The organism is Pseudomonas sp. SA233 (genome assembly GCF_054792385.1).
This window is the reverse complement of record NZ_CP096449.1, coordinates 4,925,001-4,949,713: the sequence shown is the minus strand read 5'-3', so window position 1 is coordinate 4,949,713 and position 24,713 is coordinate 4,925,001. Positions and strand designations below refer to the sequence as shown.

The 24,713-nt window shown below is 62.2% G+C and carries 22 protein-coding genes and 1 rRNA gene (1 of these 23 only partly in view); 16 read left to right on the top strand and 7 right to left on the bottom strand.

Annotated features, from left to right (window positions below; translation table 11 throughout):
- Window positions 1-2 precede the first annotated feature (2 nt).
- From M1D87_RS22710 to dksA, 4 genes are all read right to left on the bottom strand, one after another.
- On the bottom strand, window positions 3-2,978 hold the full coding sequence (locus M1D87_RS22710) for a sensor histidine kinase (protein ID WP_023661523.1): 2,976 nt from the start codon (window positions 2,976-2,978) through the stop codon (window positions 3-5).
- Window positions 2,962-3,138: a hypothetical protein gene (locus M1D87_RS22705; protein WP_003250005.1), complete on the bottom strand. Its 177-nt coding sequence runs from the start codon at window positions 3,136-3,138 to the stop codon at window positions 2,962-2,964. The genes M1D87_RS22710 and M1D87_RS22705 overlap by 17 nt, the downstream gene beginning before the upstream one ends.
- A gap of 245 nt (window positions 3,139-3,383) precedes the next feature.
- Entirely contained in the window at window positions 3,384-4,271 is an 888-nt protein-coding gene (gene gluQRS / locus M1D87_RS22700) for a tRNA glutamyl-Q(34) synthetase GluQRS (protein ID WP_161795766.1), read from the bottom strand.
- A gap of 65 nt (window positions 4,272-4,336) precedes the next feature.
- Window positions 4,337-4,780, bottom strand: coding sequence for an RNA polymerase-binding protein DksA (gene dksA / locus M1D87_RS22695; protein ID WP_003259209.1), 444 nt, complete (start codon window positions 4,778-4,780; stop codon window positions 4,337-4,339).
- Window positions 4,781-4,990: 210 nt separating this feature from the next.
- Here dksA and M1D87_RS22690 point away from each other — a divergent pair, with 210 nt between their 5' ends.
- Both M1D87_RS22690 and sfsA read left to right on the top strand, forming a co-directional pair.
- A complete protein-coding gene (locus tag M1D87_RS22690) occupies window positions 4,991-6,163 on the top strand; it encodes a pyridoxal phosphate-dependent aminotransferase (RefSeq protein ID WP_061551392.1) in 1,173 nt (390 codons plus the stop codon).
- On the top strand, window positions 6,163-6,876 hold the full coding sequence (sfsA, locus tag M1D87_RS22685) for a DNA/RNA nuclease SfsA (protein WP_123085594.1): 714 nt from the start codon (window positions 6,163-6,165) through the stop codon (window positions 6,874-6,876). Before M1D87_RS22690 ends, sfsA begins: the two co-directional genes overlap by 1 nt.
- Here the strand turns inward: sfsA and M1D87_RS22680 are convergent.
- Complete coding sequence (locus M1D87_RS22680) at window positions 6,866-7,183, bottom strand: Rieske (2Fe-2S) protein (RefSeq protein WP_015271842.1); 318 nt, start codon at window positions 7,181-7,183, stop codon at window positions 6,866-6,868. The genes sfsA and M1D87_RS22680 overlap by 11 nt on opposite strands.
- A gap of 148 nt (window positions 7,184-7,331) precedes the next feature.
- On the opposite strand from M1D87_RS22680, the gene M1D87_RS22675 reads away from it, so the two are divergent.
- The 4 genes from M1D87_RS22675 to M1D87_RS22660 all read left to right on the top strand — a co-directional run bounded on the left by M1D87_RS22675 (window position 7,332) and on the right by M1D87_RS22660 (window position 11,066).
- On the top strand, window positions 7,332-8,216 hold the full coding sequence (locus M1D87_RS22675) for a heme/hemin ABC transporter substrate-binding protein (protein WP_123085593.1): 885 nt from the start codon (window positions 7,332-7,334) through the stop codon (window positions 8,214-8,216).
- Between the two features lie 50 nt (window positions 8,217-8,266).
- Window positions 8,267-9,250 carry a FecCD family ABC transporter permease gene (locus M1D87_RS22670; protein WP_183596764.1) on the top strand — a complete coding sequence of 328 codons (984 nt, stop codon included), beginning with the start codon at window positions 8,267-8,269 and terminating at the stop codon, window positions 9,248-9,250.
- A complete protein-coding gene (locus M1D87_RS22665) occupies window positions 9,250-10,017 on the top strand; it encodes a heme ABC transporter ATP-binding protein (protein ID WP_123085591.1) in 768 nt (255 codons plus the stop codon). The genes M1D87_RS22670 and M1D87_RS22665 overlap by 1 nt, the downstream gene beginning before the upstream one ends.
- Before the next feature lie 167 nt (window positions 10,018-10,184).
- Window positions 10,185-11,066 (top strand): ChaN family lipoprotein, encoded by an 882-nt coding sequence (locus M1D87_RS22660; RefSeq protein WP_123085590.1) that lies wholly within the window; start codon window positions 10,185-10,187, stop codon window positions 11,064-11,066.
- A gap of 178 nt (window positions 11,067-11,244) precedes the next feature.
- Here M1D87_RS22660 and M1D87_RS22655 read toward each other — a convergent pair whose 3' ends face one another.
- Together M1D87_RS22655 and M1D87_RS22650 are read right to left on the bottom strand one after the other, a co-directional pair.
- On the bottom strand, window positions 11,245-11,523 hold the full coding sequence (locus M1D87_RS22655) for a TfoX/Sxy family protein (protein WP_013974260.1): 279 nt from the start codon (window positions 11,521-11,523) through the stop codon (window positions 11,245-11,247).
- Between the two features lie 240 nt (window positions 11,524-11,763).
- Complete coding sequence (locus tag M1D87_RS22650) at window positions 11,764-13,326, bottom strand: bifunctional aminoglycoside phosphotransferase/ATP-binding protein (RefSeq protein ID WP_123085589.1); 1,563 nt, start codon at window positions 13,324-13,326, stop codon at window positions 11,764-11,766.
- A 116-nt stretch (window positions 13,327-13,442) separates the two neighbouring features.
- Here M1D87_RS22650 and mrcB point away from each other — a divergent pair, with 116 nt between their 5' ends.
- From mrcB to M1D87_RS22600, 10 genes are all read left to right on the top strand, one after another.
- Window positions 13,443-15,764: a penicillin-binding protein 1B gene (mrcB, locus tag M1D87_RS22645; protein WP_023661650.1), complete on the top strand. Its 2,322-nt coding sequence runs from the start codon at window positions 13,443-13,445 to the stop codon at window positions 15,762-15,764.
- A 15-nt stretch (window positions 15,765-15,779) separates the two neighbouring features.
- Entirely contained in the window at window positions 15,780-16,598 is an 819-nt protein-coding gene (locus M1D87_RS22640) for a tetratricopeptide repeat protein (protein ID WP_039615235.1), read from the top strand.
- A complete protein-coding gene (locus M1D87_RS22635) occupies window positions 16,598-16,930 on the top strand; it encodes a YqcC family protein (RefSeq protein WP_031324603.1) in 333 nt (110 codons plus the stop codon). Before M1D87_RS22640 ends, M1D87_RS22635 begins: the two co-directional genes overlap by 1 nt.
- A 408-nt stretch (window positions 16,931-17,338) precedes the next feature.
- Entirely contained in the window at window positions 17,339-19,063 is a 1,725-nt protein-coding gene (locus tag M1D87_RS22630) for an acetolactate synthase 3 large subunit (RefSeq protein WP_015271834.1), read from the top strand.
- A 1-nt stretch (window position 19,064) separates the two neighbouring features.
- Window positions 19,065-19,556: an acetolactate synthase small subunit gene (ilvN, locus tag M1D87_RS22625; protein WP_003250040.1), complete on the top strand. Its 492-nt coding sequence runs from the start codon at window positions 19,065-19,067 to the stop codon at window positions 19,554-19,556.
- Window positions 19,557-19,611: 55 nt separating this feature from the next.
- Entirely contained in the window at window positions 19,612-20,628 is a 1,017-nt protein-coding gene (gene ilvC, locus M1D87_RS22620; RefSeq protein WP_013974255.1) for a ketol-acid reductoisomerase, read from the top strand.
- 150 nt (window positions 20,629-20,778) lie between these two features.
- A complete protein-coding gene (gene pssA, locus M1D87_RS22615; RefSeq protein ID WP_009685387.1) occupies window positions 20,779-21,630 on the top strand; it encodes a CDP-diacylglycerol--serine O-phosphatidyltransferase in 852 nt (283 codons plus the stop codon).
- Between the two features lie 79 nt (window positions 21,631-21,709).
- Window positions 21,710-22,723, top strand: a complete 1,014-nt coding sequence (gene msrP / locus M1D87_RS22610) for a protein-methionine-sulfoxide reductase catalytic subunit MsrP (protein ID WP_039615234.1) — start codon at window positions 21,710-21,712, stop codon at window positions 22,721-22,723.
- Complete coding sequence (gene msrQ, locus M1D87_RS22605; protein ID WP_123085588.1) at window positions 22,723-23,319, top strand: protein-methionine-sulfoxide reductase heme-binding subunit MsrQ; 597 nt, start codon at window positions 22,723-22,725, stop codon at window positions 23,317-23,319. The genes msrP and msrQ overlap by 1 nt, the downstream gene beginning before the upstream one ends.
- A gap of 897 nt (window positions 23,320-24,216) precedes the next feature.
- A 16S ribosomal RNA gene (locus M1D87_RS22600) occupies window positions 24,217-24,713 on the top strand; it runs 1,040 nt beyond the window's last position.

Sequence of the window (24,713 nt, the reverse complement as noted above, 5' to 3'; positions counted from 1 at the left end):
ATTCAATTCTCTCGACGGTCTCGAATTTCAGGGGACGTCGCTACGACATGCCGGGGCAGGGTCACGCGGATCCGGGTGCCACGTTGCCGTTCGATATCGGCCGGGCTGTCGATGGTGATTTGCCCATAATGCTCTTCCACGATGGAATAGACCAGAGCAAGCCCCAGTCCGGTTCCTTCGCCCGGGTCCTTGGTGGTGAAGAAGGGTTCGAACAGGCGGTCCATGATGTTCTTCGGGATCCCGCTGCCCTCATCTTCGACGATCAGGTCGACGGTGTGCTCGCTGACTTCGCTGCGCACGCGCACGGCGCTGCCGGGCTTTGATGCGTCGCGGGCGTTGGAGAGCAGGTTGATCAGCACCTGGGCCAGGCGCTGCGGGTCCCCTTCGGCCCAGTGCTCCGGGTCGCAGAGGTTGAAGAACTGTACTTCGAAATTGCGCCGGTTCAACGCCAGCAGACCGATGGCGTCCTGCGCCACTTCGGCCAGGCATACCGGTTCTTCGCTGTTCTGGTGGCTGCCGCCGGCATGGGCGAAACTCATCAGCGACTGGACGATGCGCGATACCCGCTTGGTCTGTTCGAGAATCTGGCTGGACAGCTCGATGATTTCGCCATCGCCCTCACGCTCTTCGCGCAGGTTCTGCGCCAGGCAGGCGATGCCGGTGATCGGGTTGCCGATTTCGTGGGCCACGCCGGCGGCCAGACGGCCGATGCTGGCCAGGCGTTCGGAGTGCACCAATTTGTCTTCCAGGGCCTGGGTTTCGGTAAGATCCTCCACCAGCAGTACCAGGCCGCTGTTGCCCGGGGCCAGCGGCTCGTCGATGGCCGCCTTGTGCAGGTTCAGCCAGCGCGGCTGGCCGTCCAGCGCCAGGCGCTGCTTGTGCAGGTGCTCGTCTGGCACGTTGATGAAGCCTTGTAGCAGGCCGCGCCAGGGTTCGCTGATGGTGACCAGGCGCGAGCCGACCACGTGCTTGGCGGCGATGCCGGTGAGCTCTTCCATGGCCTTGTTCCACATCAGGATTTCCTGGTCCTTGGCCAGCGAGCAGACGCCCATGGGCAGTTCCTGCAGGGTCTGGCGGTGGTAGCGGCGCAGGGCGTCAAGCTCGGCGGCCAGGCCGGTCAGGCGGGAGTGGTAGTCTTCCAGGCGGCTTTCGATAAAGTGGATGTCCTCGGTCACGTAGTTTTCGTTACCGGACTTGTACGGCAGGAAGGTCTCGACCATGTCCTGGGCCACGCTCGGCCCCATCAGGCCGGACAGGTTGGCCTCGATGCGGTCGCGCAGGCGGCGCAAGGCATAGGGGCGGCGCTCGTCGAACGGCAGGTAGAGATCGCGCAGGGCCTGTTCCACTTCCTTCTGTGCGGCCTTGGCGCCCAGCGGCTTGGCCAGTTGGGTGGCGAACTCCTGTGGCGAGGCGGCGTGCAGCTCGCGGCGTTGCGGGCGGCGCACATTGTCCACTGCGCAGGCTTCGGCGGCGCTTACCTCTTCGTTGCTGGCGTTGGTGAACAGCGAGATCAGGGTGAACAACAGCACGTTGGCCGCCAGCGAGGCGATGGCCGCCATGTGCCAGCTGGTGTCGTCCAGCACGTAGATCATGTCCAGCAGCGGGATGTAGAAGCCCTGCAGGTTGCCCAGCAATGGCAGCAGCATGGTCACCATCCACACCAGGGTGCCGGCCAGCAGGCCGGCGATGAAGCCACGGCGGTTGGCAGTCGGCCAGTACAGCACCGACAGCACGCCCGGCAGGAACTGCAACGTGGCCACGAAGGCGACGATGCCCAGGTTGGCCAGGCTCTGGTGGTTGTTCTGGGTGAGGTAGAACATGAAGCCCGCGGTGATGATGGCGACGATCAGCGCGCGGCGGGTCCACTTCAGCCAGCGGTAGATGTTGCCTTCGGCCGGCGGCTGGTACAGCGGCAGCACCAGGTGGTTGAGGGCCATGCCCGACAGCGCCAGGGTTGTGACGATGATAAGCCCGCTGGCGGCCGACAAGCCGCCGATGTAGGCCAGCAGCGCCAGTGCCTGGTTGTTGGCGGCAAGCCCCAGGCCCAGGGTGAAGTATTCGGGGTTGGTGGTGGCGCCCAGGCGCAGGCCGGCCCACAGCACCAGCGGCACGGCCAGGCTCATCAGCAGCAGGAACAGCGGCAGGCCCCAGCTGGCGCTGACCAGCGAGCGCGGGTTGAGGTTTTCGGTGAAGGCCATGTGGTACATGTGCGGCATGACGATGGCCGAGGCGAAGAACACCAGTAGCAAGGTGCGCCATGGACCTTCCTGCAGCGGCGTATGCAGAGCGGCCAGGGCGGTCTGGTTCTGCAGCAGCCACACTTCCAGTTCGTGCGGGCCGCCGAACACGCCATACAGGGCATACAGGCCGATACCGCCCAGGGCCAGCAGCTTGATCACCGACTCGAAGGCGATGGCGAACACCAGCCCTTCGTGCTTTTCGCGTGTGGCGATGTGCCGCGAGCCGAAGAAGATGGTGAACAGGATGATGAGCGTACAGAAGGCGAAGGCCACCCGTGCCTTGACCGGCTCACCGGTAAGGATACTGATCGAGTCGGCTACCGCCTGGATCTGCAGGGCCAGCAAGGGCAGAACGCCGATGAGCATGATGATGGTGGTCAGCGCCCCGGCCCAGGTGCTGCGAAAGCGGAACGCCAGCAGGTCGGCCAGCGAGGACAGCTGGTAGGTACGGGTGATCTTCAGGATCGGATAGAGCAGCACTGGCGCCAGCAGGAACGCGCCGGACACCCCCAGGTAACAGGCAAGGAAGCCGTAGCCGTACTGGTAGGCCAGGCCCACCGAGCCATAGAAGGCCCAGGCACTGGCGTATACGCCCAGCGACAGGGTGTAGGTCAGCGGGTGGCGAATGATCGAGCGCGGGATCAACCCCCGCTCGCTGATCCAGGCCACACCGAACAGCACCATGAGGTACGCGGCGCTGATCAGGATCATCTGGGTCAGGCTAAAGCTCATCGGCATCTCGTTGGCTCTGCAGGATGAAGGTGACGACGATCAGGATCAGCCAGAGCAGGTAAGGGCGGTACCAGGCTCCGGTCGGTTCGATCCACCAGTCCATGATGGCCGGGGAGAACAGGTAGATCCCCACGACCAGAAGCAGGACCAAACGATAGATGTACATGCTGGCCTCGATGGTTGGGCGCTGCGGGCTTGGACTTATTATTGGCGCAAATGGCTGGGGGGATGCTAGCGGGAATCCATAGTGTTCGCCAAGAGGTTGAATTTATTGAGCTTTTGTTTTTGAGGGGTGGGTTGCTTGTGCCGGCCTCTTCGCGGGTGAACCCGCTCCCACAGGTAATGCGCTTTCCTCAGGTGTGGTGAGGGCCCTGTGGGAGCGGGTTTACCCGCGAAAGGGCCGGGCCTGCCTCAGCGCAAATCAGCCTCTGGCACCGTGGTCCGCTGTGCAATCGCCTCGGGCCGCCACTGTTTGCGAGCTACCGCCAATACCTCCGCCGGCGTTGCCAGCAACAACTCGGGGTCTGCTTCCTGCCCCAGCGCCCGCAACGCCCGCAGCAACAGCGGTGTCGCCTGGTCCGCCTGCAGCGGCGGCGAGCGGTACGACTTGCCCAGCTTGTGCCCGTCCGGCTGCACGATCAGCGGAATATGCAGGTAACGCGGCTGCGAGAAGCCCAGCAACTCTTGCAGGTACAGCTGGCGCGGGGTGTTGTCGAGCAGGTCGGCGCCACGCACGATGTCGGTAACACCTTGCCAGGCATCGTCCAGTACCACCGCCAGTTGGTAGGCATACAGCCCGTCGCGGCGCTGGATGACGAAATCGCCCACTTCACGCCCCAGGTGCTGCTGGAACTCGCCCTGTACGCGGTCGGTAAAGCGGTAGATCAGCTCTGGCACGCGCAGGCGGATCGCTGCGCCATCCCTAGCATGCCCGGCATTGCGGCAAAGGCCCGGGTAGATACCGTTGTAACCCTCAAGCTGCTTGCGCGAGCAGGTGCAGGCGTAGGCCAGGCCCATGTTGAACAGGCGGTCGACTACCGCGGCATAGGCATCGTGCCGCTGGCTCTGGAACACCACTTCGCCGTCCCACTCCAGGCCGTAGCGCTCCAGGGTCTGCAGGATCGCATCGCGAGCACCGGGCATTTCCCGAGGCGGGTCGGTGTCTTCCATGCGCAGCAGCCAGCGGCCGTTCACGGCGCGGGCATCGAGCCAGGAGGCGAGGGCGGCGACCAGCGAGCCGAAGTGCAGGAAGCCGCTGGGGGTGGGGGCGAAACGCCCGATGTAGCTTGAGTGGGTCATGGTCAGGCTGGGCATATAAAATGAAACGGGGCGCATGATGCGCCCCGTTCAGGTGGAAAGAAAGATCAGCCTTTGCCGACCGTCTTTTCCTTTTTCTCGGCGATTTCCTTGCAGTCGAAGCACAGGTCGGCGGTAGGGCGGGCCTCCAGGCGACGCAGGCCGATCTCGATGCCGCACGATTCGCACCAGCCGTACTCGTCGGCCTTGATCTTGTCGAGGGTCTTGTCGATTTTCTTGATCAGCTTGCGCTCGCGATCGCGGTTGCGCAGCTCCAGGGCGAATTCTTCTTCCTGACTGGCACGGTCGGCCGGGTCGGGGAAGTTGGCTGCCTCGTCCTTCATGTGGTCCACAGTGCGGTCCACACTGGTCATCAGCTCTTGCTTCCAGGCGCCGAGAAGCTTGGTGAAGTGCTTCTTCATGGGCTCGCCCATGTACTCTTCACCTTTGGATTCTACGTAGGGCTCGACACCGTACATGGTCTGGGCTTTTTGCTTTTCTACGGTGGACATGAATAGACCGCCTCTCACTCATCTGATCCAATGCGCAGGCTGCTCCATCTCCGGCACCCGCCGGCCCTGCGACTGCGAGCCGCCGAACTTACCAGATAGATCGGGGGTGCGCTACCCCGCCCGATCCTGGTAATTGACAGCGGCCTGAGCCGCACGTTCGGTGGCGTGCAGAGGTAGAATCTCCAGTTTAGACCCAATTGAGAGAAGGTCATGGCCCACCCCTACAGTGCGCGCAGCCGCGCCATCGAACCCTTCCACGTCATGGCGCTGCTGGCCCGGGCCAACGAGCTGCAGGCGGCCGGACACGATGTGATCCACCTGGAAATCGGCGAGCCGGACTTCACCACGGCCGCGCCCATCGTTGCCGCCGGCCAGGCAGCACTGGCCGCCGGGCACACCCGCTACACCGCCGCACGCGGCCTGCCGGCACTGCGCGAAGCCATTGCCGGGTTCTATGGCCAGCGTTACGGCCTGAGTGTCGACCCTGAACGCATCCTCATCACCCCGGGGGGCTCCGGTGCGCTGCTGCTGGCCAGCAGTCTGCTGGTCGACCCAGGCAAACATTGGCTGCTGGCCGACCCAGGCTACCCGTGCAACCGCCACTTCCTGCGCCTGGTCGAGGGCGGGGCGCAGCTTGTGCCGGTGGGTCCGGACGTGAATTACCAGCTGACTGCCGACCTTGTCGACCGCTACTGGGACAAGGACACGGTCGGAGCCCTGGTCGCCTCGCCGGCCAACCCGACGGGCACGGTGCTGGGGCGGGACGAGCTGACCAGTCTGTCCCGCGCCACCCGTGAACGGCATGGCCATCTGGTTGTGGACGAGATTTACCACGGGCTGACCTATGGCATGGACGCGCCCAGCGTGCTGGAAGTGGACGACTCGGCATTCGTCCTGAATAGTTTTTCCAAGTATTTCGGCATGACCGGTTGGCGCCTCGGCTGGCTGGTGGCGCCTCCTGGCGCGGTGGCCGACCTGGAGAAGCTGGCACAAAACCTGTACATCAGTGCGCCAAGCATGGCCCAACATGCCGCGCTGGCGTGTTTCCAGCCCGAAACCCTGGCCATTTTCGAGGAGCGCCGCGCCGAGTTCGCCCGCCGCCGCGACTACCTGTTGCCCGCCCTGCGCGAACTGGGTTTCCGCATTGCCGTCGAGCCGCAGGGGGCGTTCTACCTGTATGCCGACATCAGTGCCTTTGGCGGTGACGCGTTCGCCTTCTGCCGGCACTTCCTGGAGACCGAGCACCTGGCCTTCACCCCGGGCCTGGACTTCGGCCGTCACCTGGCCGGCCACCATGTGCGCTTTGCCTACACCCAGAGCCTGCCGCGCCTGGAAGAGGCGGTGCAGCGGATTGCCCGCGGCCTGCGGAGCTGGCAAGGCTGATGCAGTTCCATCCCCCACTCGAACAGGGCCGCCTGCTGCGCCGCTACAAACGCTTTCTGGCGGATATCGAACTGCCCGGCGGCGAACAACTCACCATCCACTGCCCCAACACCGGCTCCATGCTCAACTGCATGCGTGAAGGCGGGCAGGTGTTGTTCAGCCGCTCCAACGACCCCAAGCGCAAGCTCCCGGGCACTTGGGAAATCAGCGAAACCCCGCAGGGGCGGCTGGCCTGTGTGAATACTGGGCGGGCCAATGCGCTGGTAGAAGAGGCACTGCATGCCGGCATCATCGCCGAACTGGCCGGCTTCAGTGCGCTAAGGCGTGAGGTGGCCTACGGCGAGGAAGGCAGCCGCATCGACTTTCGCCTGGAGTTCGACGGTGCCCCGGCCTATGTCGAGGTGAAGAGCGTGACGCTGGGCTACCCAGCCAGCACGGTCGCGGCCTTTCCTGATGCGGTGACCCAGCGCGGCGCCAAGCACCTGCGAGAGCTGGCGAAGTTGGCCAGGCAGGGCGTGCGGGCTGTGCAGCTGTATTGTGTGAACCTGACCGGTATCGACGCGGTGCGCCCGGCCGAGGAAATCGATGCGGCTTATGCCCAGGCCCTGCGCGCGGCAGTTTCAGATGGCGTGGAGGTGCTGGCCTACGGCGCACGCCTGGACTCCGAAGGCATTGTCATCGACCGCCGCCTGCCGGTGCTGCTTACCCCTTGAGCCAGATGCCCTGGCTGTCCTCGTGGCAGCCCAGGGCCTGCAGTTGCTCGCCTTCGCACGGCCCGGCCACGCATTCTCCACTTTCGATCAGGAACAGCGCGCCATGATGGGCGCAGTGAATCAGGCTGGCGCTGTCATCGAGAAACGCATCTTCCACCCAGTTCAGCGGGATACCGCGGTGCGGGCAACGGTTGCGGTAGAGGTACACCTGGCCCTGGCGGCGCACGCCGAACAGTTCGATGCCGTCTACGCTGAAGGCTCGGCTATGGCCTTCGGCCAGGCCGTGGGAGGTACAAAGGAAGTGCATGGCAAGGACGACTCGTGGAACAAGTGATGGCTTGACGCTTCAATGCGAATAATTATCAAATTGTCCATATTCGCTGCGCCCGGCTGCCTATGGTGCGCAGTTCCGTCGCTCGCCACAAGGCGCGCGGCTCGCCTGCAGAAGGAACCCGATGATGCGCCGTCCTGTCGCCTTGCTCGCTCTGTGCGCGAGCGTTGTGCTGTCCACCCAGGCCCTCGCGGCCGAGCTGCCGCAGCGTTGGGTCAGCGCTGGTGGCGCACTGAGCGAATGGATCAGCGCACTTGGCGGTGAAGCGCGCTTGGTGGGTGTGGACACCACCAGCCAGCACCCGCAATCGCTGAAGTCACTGCCTAGCGTCGGCTACCAGCGGCAGTTGTCTGCGGAAGGCGTTCTAAGCCTGCGCCCGGATGTGCTGGTGGGCACCGAAGAAATGGGGCCGCCACCGGTACTGGCGCAAATCCGCAAGGCTGGCGTGCGGGTCGAACTGTTCTCCAGCAAAGCCGAGGTGGCGGCGGTGGATGAAAACCTCAAGCATCTGGGGCAATTGCTGGGCGCAGAAGAGCAGGCCGCGGTCTTGGCGTCGGGTTACCACCAGCAGCTCGATGCCTTGCAGGCCAGGGTCAGGCAGGCCCAGGCCGGGCAGAAGGCGCCAGGAGTGTTGCTGCTGGTCGGGCATGCGGGTGCCAAGCCGCTGATCGCCGGGCAGGGTACCGCCGGCGACTGGCTGCTGAGCCAGGCAGGCGGGCGCAACTTGGCAGAACATCAGGGCTACAAGAATTTCTCTAGCGAAGCACTGGCTGCGCTGGACCCGGATGTGATCGTGTTTTCCGACCGGGCGCTGGCCGATGACCAAGCCTTGAAGGCGTTGCTCAAAGAAAACCCCGCGCTGGCGACCTCGCGCGCCGTGCGAGAGAAACGCCTGGTATCGCTTGACCCGACACTGTTGGTCGGCGGGCTCGGGCCACGCCTGCCGGCAACACTTCGGTTGCTTGCGGCTACCTTCTATCCGGCCGCCAAGATCAGCCTCTACCAATGAAACAACGGGTCCGGCCACGCACACTGTTCGTTTGCCTGGGCCTGTTGTGCCTGTTGGCGGTGTGGTTGTCTTTGGCCTTGGGGCCGGTCAGCCTGCCGTTGTTCGATACCCTGCGTGCCGGCTTGCGCCTGCTGGGGTTGCCCATTGCCGCTGACGGCCTGCAGCAGGCCGAGATGATCCTCGGCCAGATCCGCCTGCCGCGCACCTTACTGGGGTTGGCGGTCGGCGCGGTGCTGGCGCTGTCTGGTGTGGCCATGCAGGGGCTGTTCCGTAACCCTCTGGCCGACCCCGGGCTGGTAGGGGTTGCCGCCGGAGCAGCGGTGGGCGCGGCGGTGGCCATCGTTGGCGGCAGTTGGCTGGGCGGCATGCCGGATGTGCTTGCCCCTTACCTGTTGTCGCTGTGCGCTTTCATCGGCGGGCTGGGCGTGACTGCGCTGGTTTATCGTCTGGGGCGACGCGACGGCCAGACCAACGTCGCCACGATGCTGCTGGCCGGTGTGGCCATGACCGCGCTGGGCGGTGCTGCCGTGGGGTTGTTCTCCTACCTGGCCGACGACGCCACGCTGCGCACGCTGACCTTCTGGAACCTGGGCAGCCTCAATGGTGCCAGTTACCAGCGGCTGTGGCCTTTGCTGCTGGTGGCTGCGGGCGTGGCAGTGTGGTTGCCATGTCGGGCCAAGGCGTTGAATGCCATGCTGCTTGGTGAATCGGAGGCGCGTCACCTGGGCATTGACGTGGAGCGGCTCAAGCGCGAGCTGGTGTTCTGCACGGCGCTGGGCGTGGGTGCGGCGGTGGCGGCAGCAGGGCTGATCGGTTTCATCGGCCTGGTGGTGCCGCACCTGGTGCGCCTGCTGGCCGGGCCTGATCACCGTGTGGTGCTGCCAGCCTCCTTGTTGGCTGGCGGTGCGCTGATGCTGTTCGCCGATTTGGCGGCGCGGCTGCTGCTGGCGCCTGCCGAGCTGCCGATCGGCATCGTCACGGCCTTTATCGGCGCACCGTTCTTCCTGTTCCTGCTGATACGAGGGCGCAGTTGATGTTGCAAGCCGAGGGGCTGTACTTGCGGCGGGGCAGCAACGAAGTGCTGCATGACATTCATCTGCAGCTGAGCCAGGGGCAGGTGGTGGGCGTGCTCGGCCCCAACGGTGCCGGCAAGAGCAGCCTGCTAGGAGTACTGTGTGGTGAGCTGGCGCCCGATCACGGGCGGGTGACGCTACAGGGCAGGCCACTGGCGGACTGGGCAGGGCAGGAGCGAGCCAGGCGCCTGGCGGTGTTGCCGCAGGTGTCCAGCCTGGGGTTCTCGTTCCGGGTCGAGGAAGTGGTGGGTATGGGGCGCATGCCCCATGGCACCGGGCAGCGGCGCGATGCTGAAATCGTCGAAGCGGCCTTGCGGGCAGCGGATGCCTGGCACCTGGTGGCGCGTAGTTACCTGGCGTTGTCTGGCGGCGAGCGGCAAAGAGTGCACCTGGCTCGGGTGCTGGCGCAGCTGTGGCCGGGCGAGGCGGGTTCAACGCTGCTGCTGGACGAGCCAACCTCGATGCTCGACCCGTTGCACCAGCACACCACCCTCGAAGCCGTGCGCCGCTTTGCCGACCGTGGCGCCGCGGTGCTGGTGATCCTGCATGACCTGAACCTGGCGGCGCGCTACTGTGATCGTATCCTGCTGCTGGAGCAGGGGCGCTGCCATGCCTTTGCCTCACCCGAAGCAGTGCTGACGCCGGCGGCGTTGAAGGCGGTATACGGGATCGACGTACTGGTACAGGCGCACCCGGAGCGTGGGCATCCGCTGATCATCACCCGCTAACGCTGGCGCGATCTTTGTAGGAGCGGCCTTGTGTCGCGAAAGGGCTGCAGAGCAGCCCCGGCAATTTGTGCATCACTGCTGAAAATCTGGGGCCGCTTTGCGGCCCTTTCGCGACACAAGGCCGCTCCTACAAGGGCTCGTGCAGGCCATGAATGGAGGTATTGCCCATGCGACATCCGCTGCTGTCCGCTTTCTCGCTGTGCCTGGTGCTGGAGCTGGTTGGCTGCCAGGCCAGCCTGCCGCCCCTGCCCGCCTGGCAGAGCAGTGAGGGGCGCAGCCATGCCGAGCTGGGGCATATCGTCGATCTTGCTGATGGTCAGCTGATCAGCCCTGAGCAACTGGTGCAGCGCCTGTCTACCGCTCCCCGGGTACTGGTCGGCGAGAAACACGACAACCCCGACCATCACGCACTGCAGCTGTGGATGCTGCGCGCCCTGCAAGGCCAACGTGTGCAGGGCAGCCTGCTGCTGGAAATGCTGCAACCCGAGCAGCAACCGCTGCTGGACGAGCTCGCGGGGCAACCTTTGCCGGCAGACCTGCCCAAGGCCCTGGCCTGGCAGGACGGCTGGGATTGGCAGCTGTACGGGCCAATCGTGACCGAGGCTTTGCAGCAGCGGGTGCCTGTGCTGGCCGCCAACCTCTCGCCCGGCGAGATGCGCCAGGCCTATCGTCAGCCGGCTTTGTTACCGGGCGAACGCTCCAATGCGCCGACGGTCAAGGCCGCCTTGCTGGAGCATGTGCGTGCCGGGCATTGCGGGATGCTGCCAGAAAGCCAGTTGCCGGCGATGCTGGCCGTGCAGCAGCAGCGCGACCGGCGCATGGCCGAGCGCTTGCTGGCGGCGCCGCAGCCAGCACTGCTGCTGGCCGGGGCCTATCACGTGCGCAAGGACCTGGGTGTACCGTTGCACTTGGCTGACCTGCAAGCGCAGGGGGAGAGCAAGGTGCTACTGCTAGCCGAGGTTGGTGAGCAGGTCGAGGCAGGCGAGGCTGATTTTGTGTGGTACACGGCAGCGATGCCGGAGCAGGACTATTGCGCGCAACTGCGGTGACGGGGCTGTAAAAGGCAAAAAAAGACCCGGCAAATTGCCGGGTCAATAACCGTGATTAGCCTGATGAGGAGATAATCTGAGAGTCCGAACCAGGGGCTCTTAGCTTATCCAACCAGTCTCGCGACCAGTTGTGATAATCATAACTATTCTCATTTCGACGTCAATCCCTTTCCCGAGATTATTTCTGATTTTTTTGCGCAGGGCTTTTCGCATCCAGTTGTTGGTTGAGCGCTTCTTTGCGCTCCAGCGGCAAATCGTTCCAGTGCATGTCCAGCAGGGCGCCTTCAATGGCATACAACAGCACCTTCGATGCGCGGAACCCTCGTGTCTTCACGGCCTGGTACGCACCTACCGCGCCCAGGCGGCGCAGATCCGATGCACTGTGGATGCCGGCTGCATGCAGCCACTGCGCAGAGGTCTTGCCAAGGTTCTTCAGATGCTGCAATTCATCGTTCATCGAGCCTCCTTGCGATGGCTGAACGGGGATTGGGGGATAAATCGCGAGCAGGTCAGAGAGGAGTGTAGCGGGGGATAGGAAATGCGCGGCCTTTTGCCATAGGGGGCGACGAGATGTCCTGTGCCGGCCTCTTCGCGGGTAAACCCGCTCCCACAAGGTTATCTGCAAGCCTCACGACTGAGGCAGTACCTGTGGGAGCGGGTTCACCCGCGAATAGGCCGGCACAGGAAAGCGCCGACCTTACAGCCCAGGCAAGCGCTGGCGAATCTGCTCGATCACCTGGTCCATGCTCCCGGCGCTCTGGGTATCGACGCGGGTGCTCTGCACCAGCTCCTGCGCATCCAGTGGCTCACGACTGGCCTGCTGAGCTTTGACCACTTCCAGGGTGGCATCCGACGGGTCGGTATTTTCTGCCTGGCGCTGCTCCAGCCAGCTGGCGATGACCGCATCTGGCGCATGGCAGTCGAGGATCAGGAACGGCACGCCCGTCTGGCTGGCGATGTCCGCTGCGGCCTGGCGCTGATCACGTTTGAGGTAGGTGGCATCCAGCACCACCGGGAAGCCGGCCCGCAGTACGGTCGCTGCCACCTCGTGCAGGCGCTGGTAGGTCGCGACACTGGCGTCCTGATCATAGATGCCGGTACTCAGCTGGCCAGCCTCAGCCTGCTGCTGTTCACCGAACAGGCGCTTGCGCTCCACATCCGAACGCACGCGGACGGCGCCAAGGGCTTCGACCATGCGCATGGCCACGTGGCTTTTGCCCACAGACGAAACACCGTGGGTAATGGCCAGCAGGCGCGACGGGATGGCGCTGTAGCTTTCTGCCAGGTTGGCATAGTTGCGGTAGGTGCGAAGAGTGGTGGCGCGCTGCACGCCATCGGCATCGGCTGGCATGCTGAACAGTGCAACCTTGGCCCGCACCAGCGCGCGGTAGGCTTTGTAGAAGTTGAGCAGTTCCAGGCCTTCGTAGTCGCCGGTCAGTTCCAGGTACTGGCTGATGAAGCGGCGGGCCAGGCATTTCAGGCCGCGGTCTTCCAGGTCCATGGCCAGGAAGCCGGTATCGGCGTACACATCGGTCAGGCGGAACGGTTCGTTGAACTCGATGCAGTCGAAGATCACCACCTTGCCGTCGATCAGGGTGGCGTTGCCCAGGTGGATGTCACCGTGGCACTCACGGATGAAACCATTGGCCTTGCGCTTTTCCAGCAGGCCATGCAGGCGCTCGAAGCTGCTGCGTGCCCAAGCCTGCAGGGCGTCGAGTTGCTGCAGGTCGGCCTTGTCGCTGAGGAACGGGCGAATCTGCTCGAAGTTCTGCTCCACAGGTGCCATCACGCTGTCCGGCGTGCCCAGTGGGTGCTCCACCGGCACGCGTGGGGCCTGCAGGTGGAACTCGGCGATCTGCCGGGCCATCTGGTCGATGTGCGCGGCGTTCAGTTCGCCATTGGCCTGCAGGGTGTTGAGCATCTGCCCCTGCGGGAACTGACGCATCTTCAGCACGTACTCGATGGCTTCACCTTCACCACCGATCTGCGGCGCGTCGACGCTACCGGTGATCGGCAACACTTCAAGGTACAGGCCGTCGGTCAGGCGCTGGTTCAGGCGCAATTCTTCGTTACAGAAATGCTGGCGCTGGTCCAGGCCGGTGAAGTCGAGGAAGCCGAAGTTCATCGGCTTCTTGATCTTGTAGGCATACTCGCCGGTGAGCAGGACCCAGGAGATATGCGTCTCGATGAGCTGGAACCCATCCACGGGGTGAGGGTACAGGGCTGGGTTCTGCAACGCAGTGATAAGGGCTTGGCTCACGGGAAATCCTTCCGGGGGCAGGGAATTCGAATGCGCCATTATGGTCAATGGTGCCGCCCCTGCCTACCGCCGTGGGCGTCTGCCCAGCCTTTATAAAGTGCGTATAATCCGCCGCCATGACCCGAACTCGAAATCCCCGTACCCCTCAGAAACGCCCGACCGGCCGCTCCCGCGCCTGGCTGGGCTGGGCTTTGAAGCTCAGCCTGGTCGGCCTGGTGATAGTCGCCGGCTTCGCGGTTTACCTCGATGCCGTTGTCCAGGAAAAGTTTTCCGGCAAGCGCTGGACCATCCCGGCCAAGGTGTACGCCCGGCCGCTGGAGCTGTTCACCGGCCAGAAACTGAGCAAGAACGACTTCCTCACCGAGCTGGACGCGCTCGGCTACCGGCGTGAAAGCGCGGCCAACGGCCCGGGAGCGGCGGCAGTCAACGGCAATACCGTCGAGCTCAATACTCGTGGTTTCCAGTTCTACGAGGGCATGGAGCCGGCGCAATTCGTGCGTGTGCGCTTCTCCGGCGATTACGTGGCGGGCCTTTCCGGCGCCAACGGCAAGACGCTCGACGTAGTGCGCCTGGAGCCGCTGATGATCGGCGGCATCTACCCGAAAAACCTCGAAGACCGCATCCTGATCAAGATCGACCAGGTACCGCCGTACCTGCTCGAAACCCTGGTGGCGACGGAAGACCGCGATTTCTACAGCCACTTCGGGGTGTCGCCCAAGTCCATCGCCCGAGCCATGTGGGTCAATACCTCGGCAGGTTCCATGCGCCAGGGTGGCAGCACCCTGACCCAGCAGTTGGTGAAGAACTTCTACCTCACCAGCGAGCGCAGCCTCAGCCGCAAGCTGACCGAGGCGATGATGGCCGTATTGCTGGAGCTGCACTACGACAAGCGCGAGATCCTCGAGGCCTACCTCAACGAGGTGTTCGTCGGCCAGGATGGTCAGCGTGCGGTGCACGGCTTCGGCCTCGCCAGCCAGTTCTTCTTCAGCCAACCGCTGTCTGAGCTGAAGTTGCACCAGATCGCTTTGCTGGTGGGCATGGTCAAGGGGCCGTCCTACTACAACCCGCGTCGCTATCCGGACCGCGCCCTGGCCCGCCGCAACCTGGTGCTCGACCTGGTGGCCGAGCAGGGCGTGGCCAGCCAGGCAGAAGTCGATGCAGCGAAGAAGATGCCGCTGGGCGTGACCAAGCGCGGCAGCCTGGCAGACAGCTCGTTCCCGGCCTTCCTCGACCTGGTCAAGCGTCAGCTGCGCCAGGACTACCGCGATGAAGACTTGACCGAAGAAGGCCTGCGCATCTTCACCAGCTTCGACCCGATCCTGCAGATGAAGGCCGAAACCTCGATGAGCGAGACCTTCAAGCGCCTCGCGGGGCGCAAGGGGGCGGACGAGGTTGAGTCGGCGATGGTCGTGACCAATCCGGAAACCGGTGAGGTGCAGGCGCTGATCGGCAGCCGCCAGGCCGGCTTCGCCGGCTTCAACCGCGCCATTGATGCCGTGCGGCCGATCGGTTCGCTGGTCAAGCCAGCGGTGTACCTGACCGCGCTGGAACAACCGACCAAGTACACCTTGACCAGTTGGGTGCAGGACGAGCCGTTCTCGGTCAAAGGTGCCGACGGCCAGGTCTGGCGCCCGCAGAACTACGATCGTCGCCCGCATGGCACCATCTACCTGTACCAGGGGCTGGCCAACTCCTACAACCTGTCGACTGCCAAGATCGGCCTGGAAGTGGGTGTGCCCAACGTGATCAAGACCATTGGCCGGCTGGGAGTGAACGTTGACTGGCCAGCCTTCCCGGCCATGCTGCTGGGTGCCGGCGGCATGTCGCCAATGCAGGTTGCGACGATGTACCAGACCATCGCCAACGGCGGCTTCAATACCCCGATGCGCGGTATCCGCAGCGTGCTCACCGCCGAGGGCGAGCCGCTAAAACGCTACCCGTTCCAGATCCAGCAAACCTTCGATCCGGGGGCCATCTATCTGGTGCAGAACGCCATGCAGCGGGTGATGCGCGAAGGCACCGGCCGCTCGGTGTACAACACTTTGCCGCGTAATCTCACCCTGGCGGGCAAGACCGGCACCAGTAACGATTCGCGCGACAGCTGGTTCTCCGGGTTCAGCCAAGACCTGCTGGCCGTGGTATGGATGGGCCGTGACGATAACGGCAAGACGCCATTTACTGGTGCTACCGGCGCCCTGCAGGTGTGGACCAGCTTCATGAAGAAGGCCGACCCGCTGCCGCTGGACATGCCGCAACCGGACAACGTGGTGCAGGCCTGGATTGACCCGTACAGTGGCCATGGGTCTGATGGCAGCTGTCCGGGAGCGGTGCAGATGCCGTATATTCGCGGGAGTGAACCGCCCGCCGGCGCGACCTGCGGCGGCGAGCAGGATCCAGTTGAATCGGTCATGGACTGGGTCAAGGGCTGGATGAATTAAGCACAGGCTGCATTGATGAGGTGTGACGTGAACAAGTGGCTGTTTCCTGCCGTGACGGCGCTGGCTGTGCTCCAGGGGTGCGCCAGCGTCCCGCGCGGCAATATTCCGGTGGTCGACTCGAGCACCCGGGTGTCCAACAGCGAACGCGTGACGGCCAATCGCTCTGCGGGTGGCTATAACGCGGGTACTGCGCAGGCTCAAACGCTGCCTGAAGACTCCGGCGTGACCGTGATGATCCCGCAGGGCGCTGGCGCTTCGGGCATCCAGACGTTCCCGGCGGCCAATGGCGCGGCGCCAATCAGCACCTCGCCGATTACCCCGGGGCCGATCACCCCAGGCCCAATTACCACTGGGCCGGTCACTTCGGCACCAATGACCACCAATCCCAACCCGATCGCCGACGAACCCTTCGACATCGCGGCGATGAACAGCGCCCCGCAAAGCACCAGCGCGCCAACCGGTATTCCGCGTAGCGGTGCTGCTACCGGTGGCCTGTCGGCCGACGAGCAGCTGGACGGCCCGGTGCTGGCGCTGCTGACCACCGCGAAGACCCAGCAGGGCAGCGGTGACTTCAACGGTGCCGCATCGAGCCTGGAGCGTGCTCAGCGCATTGCCCCGCGCGAGCCACAGGTACTGTACCGTCTGGCCCAGGTACGCCTGTCGCAAGGTGATGCACCGCAGGCCGAGCAGTTGGCGCGTCGTGCCCTGACTTACGCCAACGGCCGCCCGAGCCTGCAGGCCGAGCTGTGGAACACCATCGCCCAGGCTCGCGAGAAGCAGGGTGACAGCGCTGGTGCCGCACTGGCCCGGCAAAAGGCACGGGTCAATTCGTGATGATCGAGCAGCGCATTCTGGATGTTGCCGACCACTTGCTGCTGATCGAACGTGAGCTGCAGGTGCAAGGCTGGTGGGATGACGAGCCGCCAAGCGATGAGGCACTGGCCAGTACGGTGCCTTTCGCAGTCGATACCCTCAGTTTCGAGCAGTGGCTCCAGTGGATCTTCCTGCCGCGGATGAAGATCATCATCGAGCTGGGCCACCCGCTGCCCAATGCGTCCGGCATCCTGGTAATGGCTGAAACGGTATTTACCGACCGGCCAGAGCAAAGTCGTGAGCTACGCCGCCTGTTGGCAGCATTTGACCAATTGATTGCTCCTTCCGCCTGATTTCTTCAGTTTTTCCTTCAAGGGCCGCAGATTGTGGCCCTTTTTTGTGGAAATCTTATTTATTCTGCTGCTGAAGCGATTTTTAGTGGTGGCAGGAATTCATCTTGGGGAAAAATTGGCAATAATTTTTCTTGACTTGTTGGCGCCGAATCAGAAGAATCCAATCTCCGCTGTAGAGGGACTGCCAGAAGCAGACCCGCTAAGCAGATCATGAGGCGCACACCCGCGCCGACCTGTTACACCCCGCAACGCGTTACCTCGCGCTGGGTGGGAAAACCCCGCAACACTCTGGGGCGCTCCCAATACTTGCTCAGTCAGTGCTGACGTTCGCTCATGCTCTGCTTGGCAGTAAACCTATTAAGACCCGTCCAGTGAGGGCGGTATTCTGGCGTTTTAGAGGTGAACAACGTGGAGCTTTTATCTGGCGCTGAGATGGTCGTCCGCTTCTTGCGTGACGAAGGCGTTAAGCACATCTACGGGTACCCTGGTGGTGCTCTCCTGCATGTTTACGACGCGCTGTTCAAGGAACCGGAAGTCGAGCACATCCTGGTTCGTCATGAGCAGGCGGCTACCCATATGGCGGACGGCTACGCCCGCGCCACCGGCAAGGCCGGCGTGGTGCTGGTAACCTCCGGCCCGGGCGCGACCAATGCCATTACCGGTATTGCCACCGCCTACATGGATTCGATTCCGATGGTCATCCTGTCCGGCCAGGTGCCTAGCACCATGGTGGGTACCGATGCCTTCCAGGAAACCGACATGATCGGTATTTCGCGGCCGATCGTGAAGCACAGCTTCATGATCAAACATGCCAGCGAAATCCCCGAAGTTCTGAAAAAAGCATTCTACCTGGCGCAATCCGGTCGCCCAGGTCCGGTCGTGGTCGACATTCCAAAAGATATGACCAACCCGGCCGAGAAGTTCGAATACGTCTACCCGAAAAAGGTCAAGCTGCGCTCCTATAGCCCAGCGGTACGCGGCCACTCCGGCCAGATCCGCAAGGCTGCCGAGATGCTGCTGGCGGCCAAGCGCCCGATCGTCTACTCCGGTGGCGGCGTGATCCTCGGTGGTGGCTCCGAAGCCCTGACCGAAATCGCCAAGTCGCTCAACCTGCCGGTCACCAATACCCTGATGGGTCTGGGTGGCTTCCCGGGTACCGACCGCCAGTTCCTCGGCATGCTCGGCATGCACGGCAGCTTCACTGCCAACATGGCCATGCACCATGCCGACGTCATCTTCGCCGTCGGTGCCCGTTTTGACGACCGCGTGGTCAACGGCCCGGCCAAGTTCTGCCCGAACGCCAAGATCATCCATATCGACATCGACCCGGCGTCGATCTCCAAGATGATCAAGGCCGACGTGCCGATCGTCGGCCCGGTCGACAGCGTGCTCAGCGAAATGCTCGGCATCCTCAAGGAAATCGGCGAGCAGCCTGACAAGGCGGCGTTGGATGCCTGGTGGAAGCAGATCGACGAATGGCGTGGCAATGGCGAGCTGTTCCCTTACGACAAGGGCGACGGCAATGTCATCAAGCCGCAGAAAGTCATCGAGACCCTGTGCGAAGTGACCAATGGCGATGCCTTCGTCACCTCCGACGTGGGTCAGCACCAAATGTTCGCGGCGCAGTACTACCGCTTCAACAAGCCGAACCGCTGGATCAACTCCGGTGGCCTGGGCACCATGGGCTTCGGCTTCCCGGCGGCGATGGGCGTCAAGCTCAACTTCCCGGACCAGGACGTGGCCTGCGTGACCGGCGAAGGCAGCATCCAGATGAACATCCAGGAGCTGTCCACCTGCATGCAGTACGGGCTTCCGGTGAAGATCGTCAACCTGAACAACGGTGTGTTGGGCATGGTCCGCCAGTGGCAGGACATGGCGTACAACGGTCGTCACTCGCACTCATACGTCGAGTCGCTGCCTGACTTCATCAAGCTGGCCGAGGCCTATGGCCATGTGGGTATCCGCATCACCAGCCTGAAGGACCTCAAGCCGAAGCTGGAAGAAGCGTTTGCGATGAAGGACCGCCTGGTGTTCATCGACATCGCGGTTGACCGCAGTGAGCACGTCTATCCGATGCAGATCAAGGATGGCTCGATGCGTGACATGTGGCTGAGCAAGACGGAGCGTACCTGATATGCGGCACATCATCTCCCTGCTGCTGGAAAACGAACCAGGTGCGTTGTCCCGCGTGGTCGGCCTGTTCTCCCAGCGTAACTACAACATTGAAAGCCTGACCGTGGCGCCGACCGAAGACCCGACCCTGTCGCGTCTGACGCTGACCACCGTTGGCCATGACGAAGTGATCGAACAGATCACCAAGAACCTGAACAAGCTGGTCGAAGTGGTCAAGCTCGTCGACCTGTCGGAAAGCGCTCACATCGAGCGTGAACTGATGCTGGTCAAGGTCAAGGCCACCGGTGCCCAGCGCGCCGAGATCAAGCGCACCACGGATATCTTCCGTGGCCAGATCGTCGATGTGACTGCCAGCGTGTACACCGTGCAGCTGAGCGGCACCAGCGACAAACTGGACAGCTTCATCCAGGCGATCGGCACTGCATCGATTCTCGAAACCGTGCGCAGCGGCGTTACCGGCATTGCCCGTGGCGACAAAGTGCTCAGCATCTGAATTCAAAAATTAGCGATGGCTCCGCAGGGGCCGAGATATAACCAGGGGTATTTTCATGAAAGTTTTCTACGATAAAGACTGCGACCTTTCCATCATCCAGGGTAAGAAAGTCGCCATCATCGGTTACGGTTCCCAGGGCCACGCTCAGGCGTGCAACCTGAAGGACTCCGGTGTAGATGTCACCATCGGTCTGCGTAAAGGTTCGGCCACCGTTGCCAAGGCAGAAGCCCATGGCCTGAAAGTGACCGACGTTGCCTCTGCCGTCGCTGCTGCCGACCTGGTCATGATCCTGACCCCGGACGAGTTCCAGGGCCAGCTGTACAAGCAGGAAATCGAGCCGAACATCAAGAAGGGCGCTACCCTGGCCTTCTCCCACGGCTTCTCGATCCACTACAACCAGGTTGTTCCACGTGCCGACCTCGACGTGATCATGATCGCGCCGAAGGCCCCGGGCCACACCGTTCGCTCCGAGTTCGTCAAGGGCGGCGGTATCCCTGACCTGATCGCCATCTACCAGGACGCCTCCGGCAACGCCAAGAATGTTGCCCTGTCGTACGCTTCGGGCGTAGGCGGCGGCCGTACCGGCATCATCGAAACCACCTTCAAGGACGAGACCGAAACCGACCTGTTCGGTGAGCAGGCTGTTCTGTGCGGCGGTACCGTAGAGCTGGTCAAGGCCGGTTTCGAAACCCTGGTCGAAGCTGGCTACGCGCCGGAAATGGCCTACTTCGAGTGCCTGCACGAGCTGAAGCTGATCGTTGACCTCATGTACGAAGGCGGCATCGCCAACATGAACTACTCGATCTCCAACAACGCCGAGTACGGTGAGTACGTAACCGGTCCGGAAGTCATCAACGAAGAATCCCGCAAGGCCATGCGCAACGCCCTGAAGCGCATCCAGGACGGCGAGTACGCGAAGATGTTCATCTCCGAAGGTGCTACCAACTACCCATCGATGACCGCCAAGCGCCGCAACAACGCCGCTCACGGCATCGAAATCATCGGCGAGCAGCTGCGCTCGATGATGCCGTGGATCTCGGCTAACAAAATCGTCGACAAGACCAAGAACTAAGTCTTATCGAAAGATGAAAAACGCGGCTTCGGCCGCGTTTTTTCGTTCTGACAGTCAGCTTCTGGTATAAAGCAGACCAGTGGCCTGCCGTCAGAACCTGTTTTGCAGGCCCGTGTCGAACATTTTCCATCCTGTTGCAAGGTACCCTCCATGAGCGAACGTCCCGAAGAGCCGAACAAGCCCTCCGACGCCGAAAGCCTGCTACCTGTCGATGAGCACGTTGAAGAAGGGCATGACGCCGAAGGGCGCAAGGTGCGCCATCGTGGCATCTACCTGCTGCCCAATCTGTTTACCACCGCCAACCTGTTTGCCGGTTTCTATTCCATCATCAGCTCGATGAGCGCGCAGAGCGCCCTGAGCGCCGGTGACCCGCGCGAGGCGAGCAAGTACTTTGCCTTCGCTGCGATCGCCATCTTCGTGGCCATGGTGCTCGACGGCCTGGATGGCCGTGTCGCGCGCATGACCAACACACAGAGCGCCTTTGGTGCCGAGTACGACTCACTGTCGGACATGGTTGCCTTTGGTGTCGCTCCGGCCTTGCTGGCCTTTGGCTGGGCGCTGGGCGACATGGGCAAGGTTGGCTGGATGGTCGCTTTCATCTATGTGGCCGGTGCAGCACTGCGCCTGGCACGCTTCAATACCCAGGTCGGCACCGCCGACAAGCGCTACTTCATCGGCCTTGCCAGTCCTGCTGCTGCGGGGGTGGTCGCGGGTACCGTGTGGGCGTTCAGCGACTACGGCATCCAGGGCTCCAAGCTGTCGTTCCTGGTGGCGCTGCTGGTGGCTGCTGCCGGCATGCTGATGGTCAGTAACATCAAGTACAACAGCTTCAAGGAGCTGGACCTGAAGGGGCGTGTGCCGTTCGTGGCTATCCTGGCCGTGGTGCTGGTGTTTGCCGTAGTGTTCAGCGACCCGCCGCGTATCCTGCTGCTGATCTTCCTTGCCTATGCGGCTTCGGGCCCGATTCAGTTCCTGCTGAAGTCACGCCGTCGCAAAGCGTGACAATCATTTAATGCTGGAATAACCCGCCGGCTCCATAGTCTTACTGGTACATCCGTTATCCAGTGCTGTGGAGCCGCTCATGCTCATCAAGCTTCCCAGGTCTTCCGAGTGCAAGGCGTCGGAGATCACCCCCGAAGGCATCTACCTCTCCCGTCGTACCCTGCTGGGTGGCTCGTTGGCTGGCCTGGCCCTTGGCGCTTTGCCGAGCATGGCGCGCGCAGCTGAAGCCAGCCGTTACGCCGATGTCGAGGCGGGCAGGGCGCCTGGCTGGTTCAATGAAAAGCTCGCAGCTACCCGATGGCAGGCAGTAACGGTCAAGGGTGAGGCAATCACGCCGTTCAAGGATGCTACCCACTACAACAACTTCTACGAGTTCGGGCCCGACAAGGGTGACCCGGCGGCCAATGGCGACAGCCTGAAAACCGAACCGTGGAGCGTTGTGGTCGATGGCGAAGTGAGTAAGCCCGGCCGCTATGCGCTGGAGGACTTCGTCAAACCGTACCAGCTCGAGGAGCGCATCTATCGGCTGCGGTGCGTGGAGGCGTGGTCGATGGTCATTCCGTGGCTGGGCTTCCCGTTGGCGCAGGTGCTCAAGCAGGTCGAGCCGACATCCAAGGCGCGTTATGTGCGCTTCGAAACCCTGAAAGACCCGGAACACATGCCGGGGCAGCGCTCGGGGTTCGCCTTGATCGACTGGCCTTATAGAGAAGGCTTGCGCCTGGATGAGGCAATGCATCCTTTAGCGATCCTGGCAGTCGGGATGTATGGCCGGGAGCTGCCCAACCAGAATGGCGCGCCGTTGCGGCTGGTGGTGCCGTGGAAGTATGGCTTCAAGAGCATCAAGTCGATCGTGCGTATCAGCCTGGTGGCGGAGCAGCCGGGCACCACCTGGGAAGGGCTGGCGCCGGATGAATATGGGTTCTATGCCAATGTTAACCCGACGGTCGACCACCCGCGTTGGAGCCAGGCGCGTGAACGGCGGCTGCCCAGCGGGCTGTTCAGTCCCAATGTGCGGGAAACCCAGATGTTCAATGGCTATGCCGATGAAGTGGCGTCGCTGTATACCGGGCTTGATCTGCGGAAGAACTACTGATGCGTTACCCCTGGTTTCGTCTGGCCATCTTCATCGTGGGATGCCTGTTCCCAGTCTGGTGGTTGTATGAGGCGGCGATGAATCTGCTAGGGCCTGATCCCGGAAAGATCATGATGGACCGGCTTGGGCTCGGGGCGCTGACCTTCCTGCTGGTTACCTTGGGCATGACGCCGCTGCAGAAGCTGACGGGATGGTCGGGCTGGATCGTGGTGCGCCGGCAACTGGGGTTGTGGGTGTTTGCCTATATAGTGCTGCACATCCTGGCTTACCTGTTCTTCATCCTTGGGTTGGACTGGGGGCAGTTGGCGGTGGAGTTGCGCAAGCGGCCATACATAATTGTGGGTGCGCTTGGGTTTCTTGGGTTGCTGGCTTTGGCGGTTACCTCGAATCGGTATAGCCAGCGGCGCCTGGGTATGCGTTGGAAGAAGCTGCACCGGTTGGTGTACGTGATACTTGGGTTGGGTTTGCTGCATTTTCTGTGGATCGTGCGCTCGGATTTGCGGGAGTGGGCGATTTATGCGGTTATTGGGGCTGTGTTGATGGTGTTGCGGGTTCCTGCTGTTGCGCGGGTGCTGCCCAGGATTGGCCGGAGATAGGGGAGGGGGCAAGGGCCTGTCTTGAGATGGCATTGCCTTTGAAATGTGCCTGCCTTGAGTTTTCTGGCGCCTATGAGATCGAGCGCCGCCCGCGCGGCGCTTCGCAGCACAAGGCTGCTCCTACATCTGTTTCGGGCCAATTATTCCTGCGCCATTGGCGCGCGCACCCTGGGTGCATGGCAGGAGATTGATGAAGAGCAGCAGGCGCAACCTTCGATGTTGAATGGAACAGACAAGGCGGTCGCGCGCGCCAGGCACAGGAGAGACTGGCCCGAAACAGATGTAGGAGCAGCCTTGTGCTGCGAAGCGCCGCGCGGGCGGCGCTCGATCTCATAGGCGCAGAAGGTGTTGTGGCGAGCACCTGGTAGCCTTGATAAGGTCTTCGCCTGGAACATTTCAAATAAATGAAATTAAAGGTTGACGCCCTCTCGAATCCCCTTATAATGCGCCCCACTTCCAGCGACATCGGAACGACAAACTTCTTGAAATTCAACAAGTTAGGTTGTTCAGAAAGAGTTGAAAGGGCTACGATCAAATGATCGCCGGCGGTTGAGATGATGGTTGACAGCGCTTCTAAACGCTGTATGATTCGCCTCCCGCTACGAGAGATCGCAGCGAGTCAAGTGTTTGAAGCTAAACGAGTTTCTCGCAAAAAACTTCAAAATAAACGCTTGACAGCAAATGAGGAAAGCGTAGAATGCGCGCCTCGGCTGAGACGAAACGCTCTTAACCAAACGCTCTTTAACAAATCGAATCAAGCAATTCGTGTGGGTGCTTGTGAGTACGGACTGATAGTCACAAAGATTATCAGCATCACAAGTGGCCATGCGAGAAATCACATAGTCATTTGAGATTGCTGAGCCAAGTTTAGGGTTTCTTAAAAACCCAAGCAGTATTGAACTGAAGAGTTTGATCATGGCTCAGATTGAACGCTGGCGGCAGGCCTAACACATGCAAGTCGAGCGGATGACGGGAGCTTGCTCCTTGATTCAGCGGCGGACGGGTGAGTAATGCCTAGGAATCTGCCTGGTAGTGGGGGACAACGTTTCGAAAGGAACGCTAATACCGCATACGTCCTACGGGAGAAAGCAGGGGACCTTCGGGCCTTGCGCTATCAGATGAGCCTAGGTCGGATTAGCTAGTTGGTGGGGTAATGGCTCACCAAGGCGACGATCCGTAACTGGTCTGAGAGGATGATCAGTCACACTGGAACTGAGACACGGTCCAGACTCCTACGGGAGGCAGCAGTGGGGAATATTGGACAATGGGCGAAAGCCTGATCCAGCCATGCCGCGTGTGTGAAGAAGGTCTTCGGATTGTAAAGCACTTTAAGTTGGGAGGAAGGGCAGTAAGTTAATACCTTGCTGTTTTGACGTTACCGACAGAATAAGCAC

Bases quoted from the DNA above. Each gene is read 5' to 3' on its own strand.
- pssA (WP_009685387.1), top strand. From the start codon at position 20,779: ATGAGCGAACGTCCCGAAGAGCCGAACAAGCCCTCCGACGCCGAAAGC.
- mrcB (WP_023661650.1), top strand. From the start codon at position 13,443: ATGACCCGAACTCGAAATCCCCGTACCCCTCAGAAACGCCCGACCGGC.
- ilvN (WP_003250040.1), top strand. From the start codon at position 19,065: ATGCGGCACATCATCTCCCTGCTGCTGGAAAACGAACCAGGTGCGTTG.
- ilvC (WP_013974255.1), top strand. From the start codon at position 19,612: ATGAAAGTTTTCTACGATAAAGACTGCGACCTTTCCATCATCCAGGGT.
- M1D87_RS22710 (WP_023661523.1), bottom strand. From the start codon at position 2,978: ATGCCGATGAGCTTTAGCCTGACCCAGATGATCCTGATCAGCGCCGCG.
- M1D87_RS22640 (WP_039615235.1), top strand. From the start codon at position 15,780: ATGAGGTGTGACGTGAACAAGTGGCTGTTTCCTGCCGTGACGGCGCTG.
- gluQRS (WP_161795766.1), bottom strand. From the start codon at position 4,271: ATGACCCACTCAAGCTACATCGGGCGTTTCGCCCCCACCCCCAGCGGC.
- M1D87_RS22665 (WP_123085591.1), top strand. From the start codon at position 9,250: ATGTTGCAAGCCGAGGGGCTGTACTTGCGGCGGGGCAGCAACGAAGTG.
- msrP (WP_039615234.1), top strand. From the start codon at position 21,710: ATGCTCATCAAGCTTCCCAGGTCTTCCGAGTGCAAGGCGTCGGAGATC.
- M1D87_RS22675 (WP_123085593.1), top strand. From the start codon at position 7,332: ATGATGCGCCGTCCTGTCGCCTTGCTCGCTCTGTGCGCGAGCGTTGTG.
- M1D87_RS22635 (WP_031324603.1), top strand. From the start codon at position 16,598: ATGATCGAGCAGCGCATTCTGGATGTTGCCGACCACTTGCTGCTGATC.
- M1D87_RS22680 (WP_015271842.1), bottom strand. From the start codon at position 7,183: ATGCACTTCCTTTGTACCTCCCACGGCCTGGCCGAAGGCCATAGCCGA.
- M1D87_RS22690 (WP_061551392.1), top strand. From the start codon at position 4,991: ATGGCCCACCCCTACAGTGCGCGCAGCCGCGCCATCGAACCCTTCCAC.
- sfsA (WP_123085594.1), top strand. From the start codon at position 6,163: ATGCAGTTCCATCCCCCACTCGAACAGGGCCGCCTGCTGCGCCGCTAC.
- msrQ (WP_123085588.1), top strand. From the start codon at position 22,723: ATGCGTTACCCCTGGTTTCGTCTGGCCATCTTCATCGTGGGATGCCTG.
- M1D87_RS22660 (WP_123085590.1), top strand. From the start codon at position 10,185: ATGCGACATCCGCTGCTGTCCGCTTTCTCGCTGTGCCTGGTGCTGGAG.
- dksA (WP_003259209.1), bottom strand. From the start codon at position 4,780: ATGTCCACCGTAGAAAAGCAAAAAGCCCAGACCATGTACGGTGTCGAG.
- M1D87_RS22705 (WP_003250005.1), bottom strand. From the start codon at position 3,138: ATGTACATCTATCGTTTGGTCCTGCTTCTGGTCGTGGGGATCTACCTG.
- M1D87_RS22655 (WP_013974260.1), bottom strand. From the start codon at position 11,523: ATGAACGATGAATTGCAGCATCTGAAGAACCTTGGCAAGACCTCTGCG.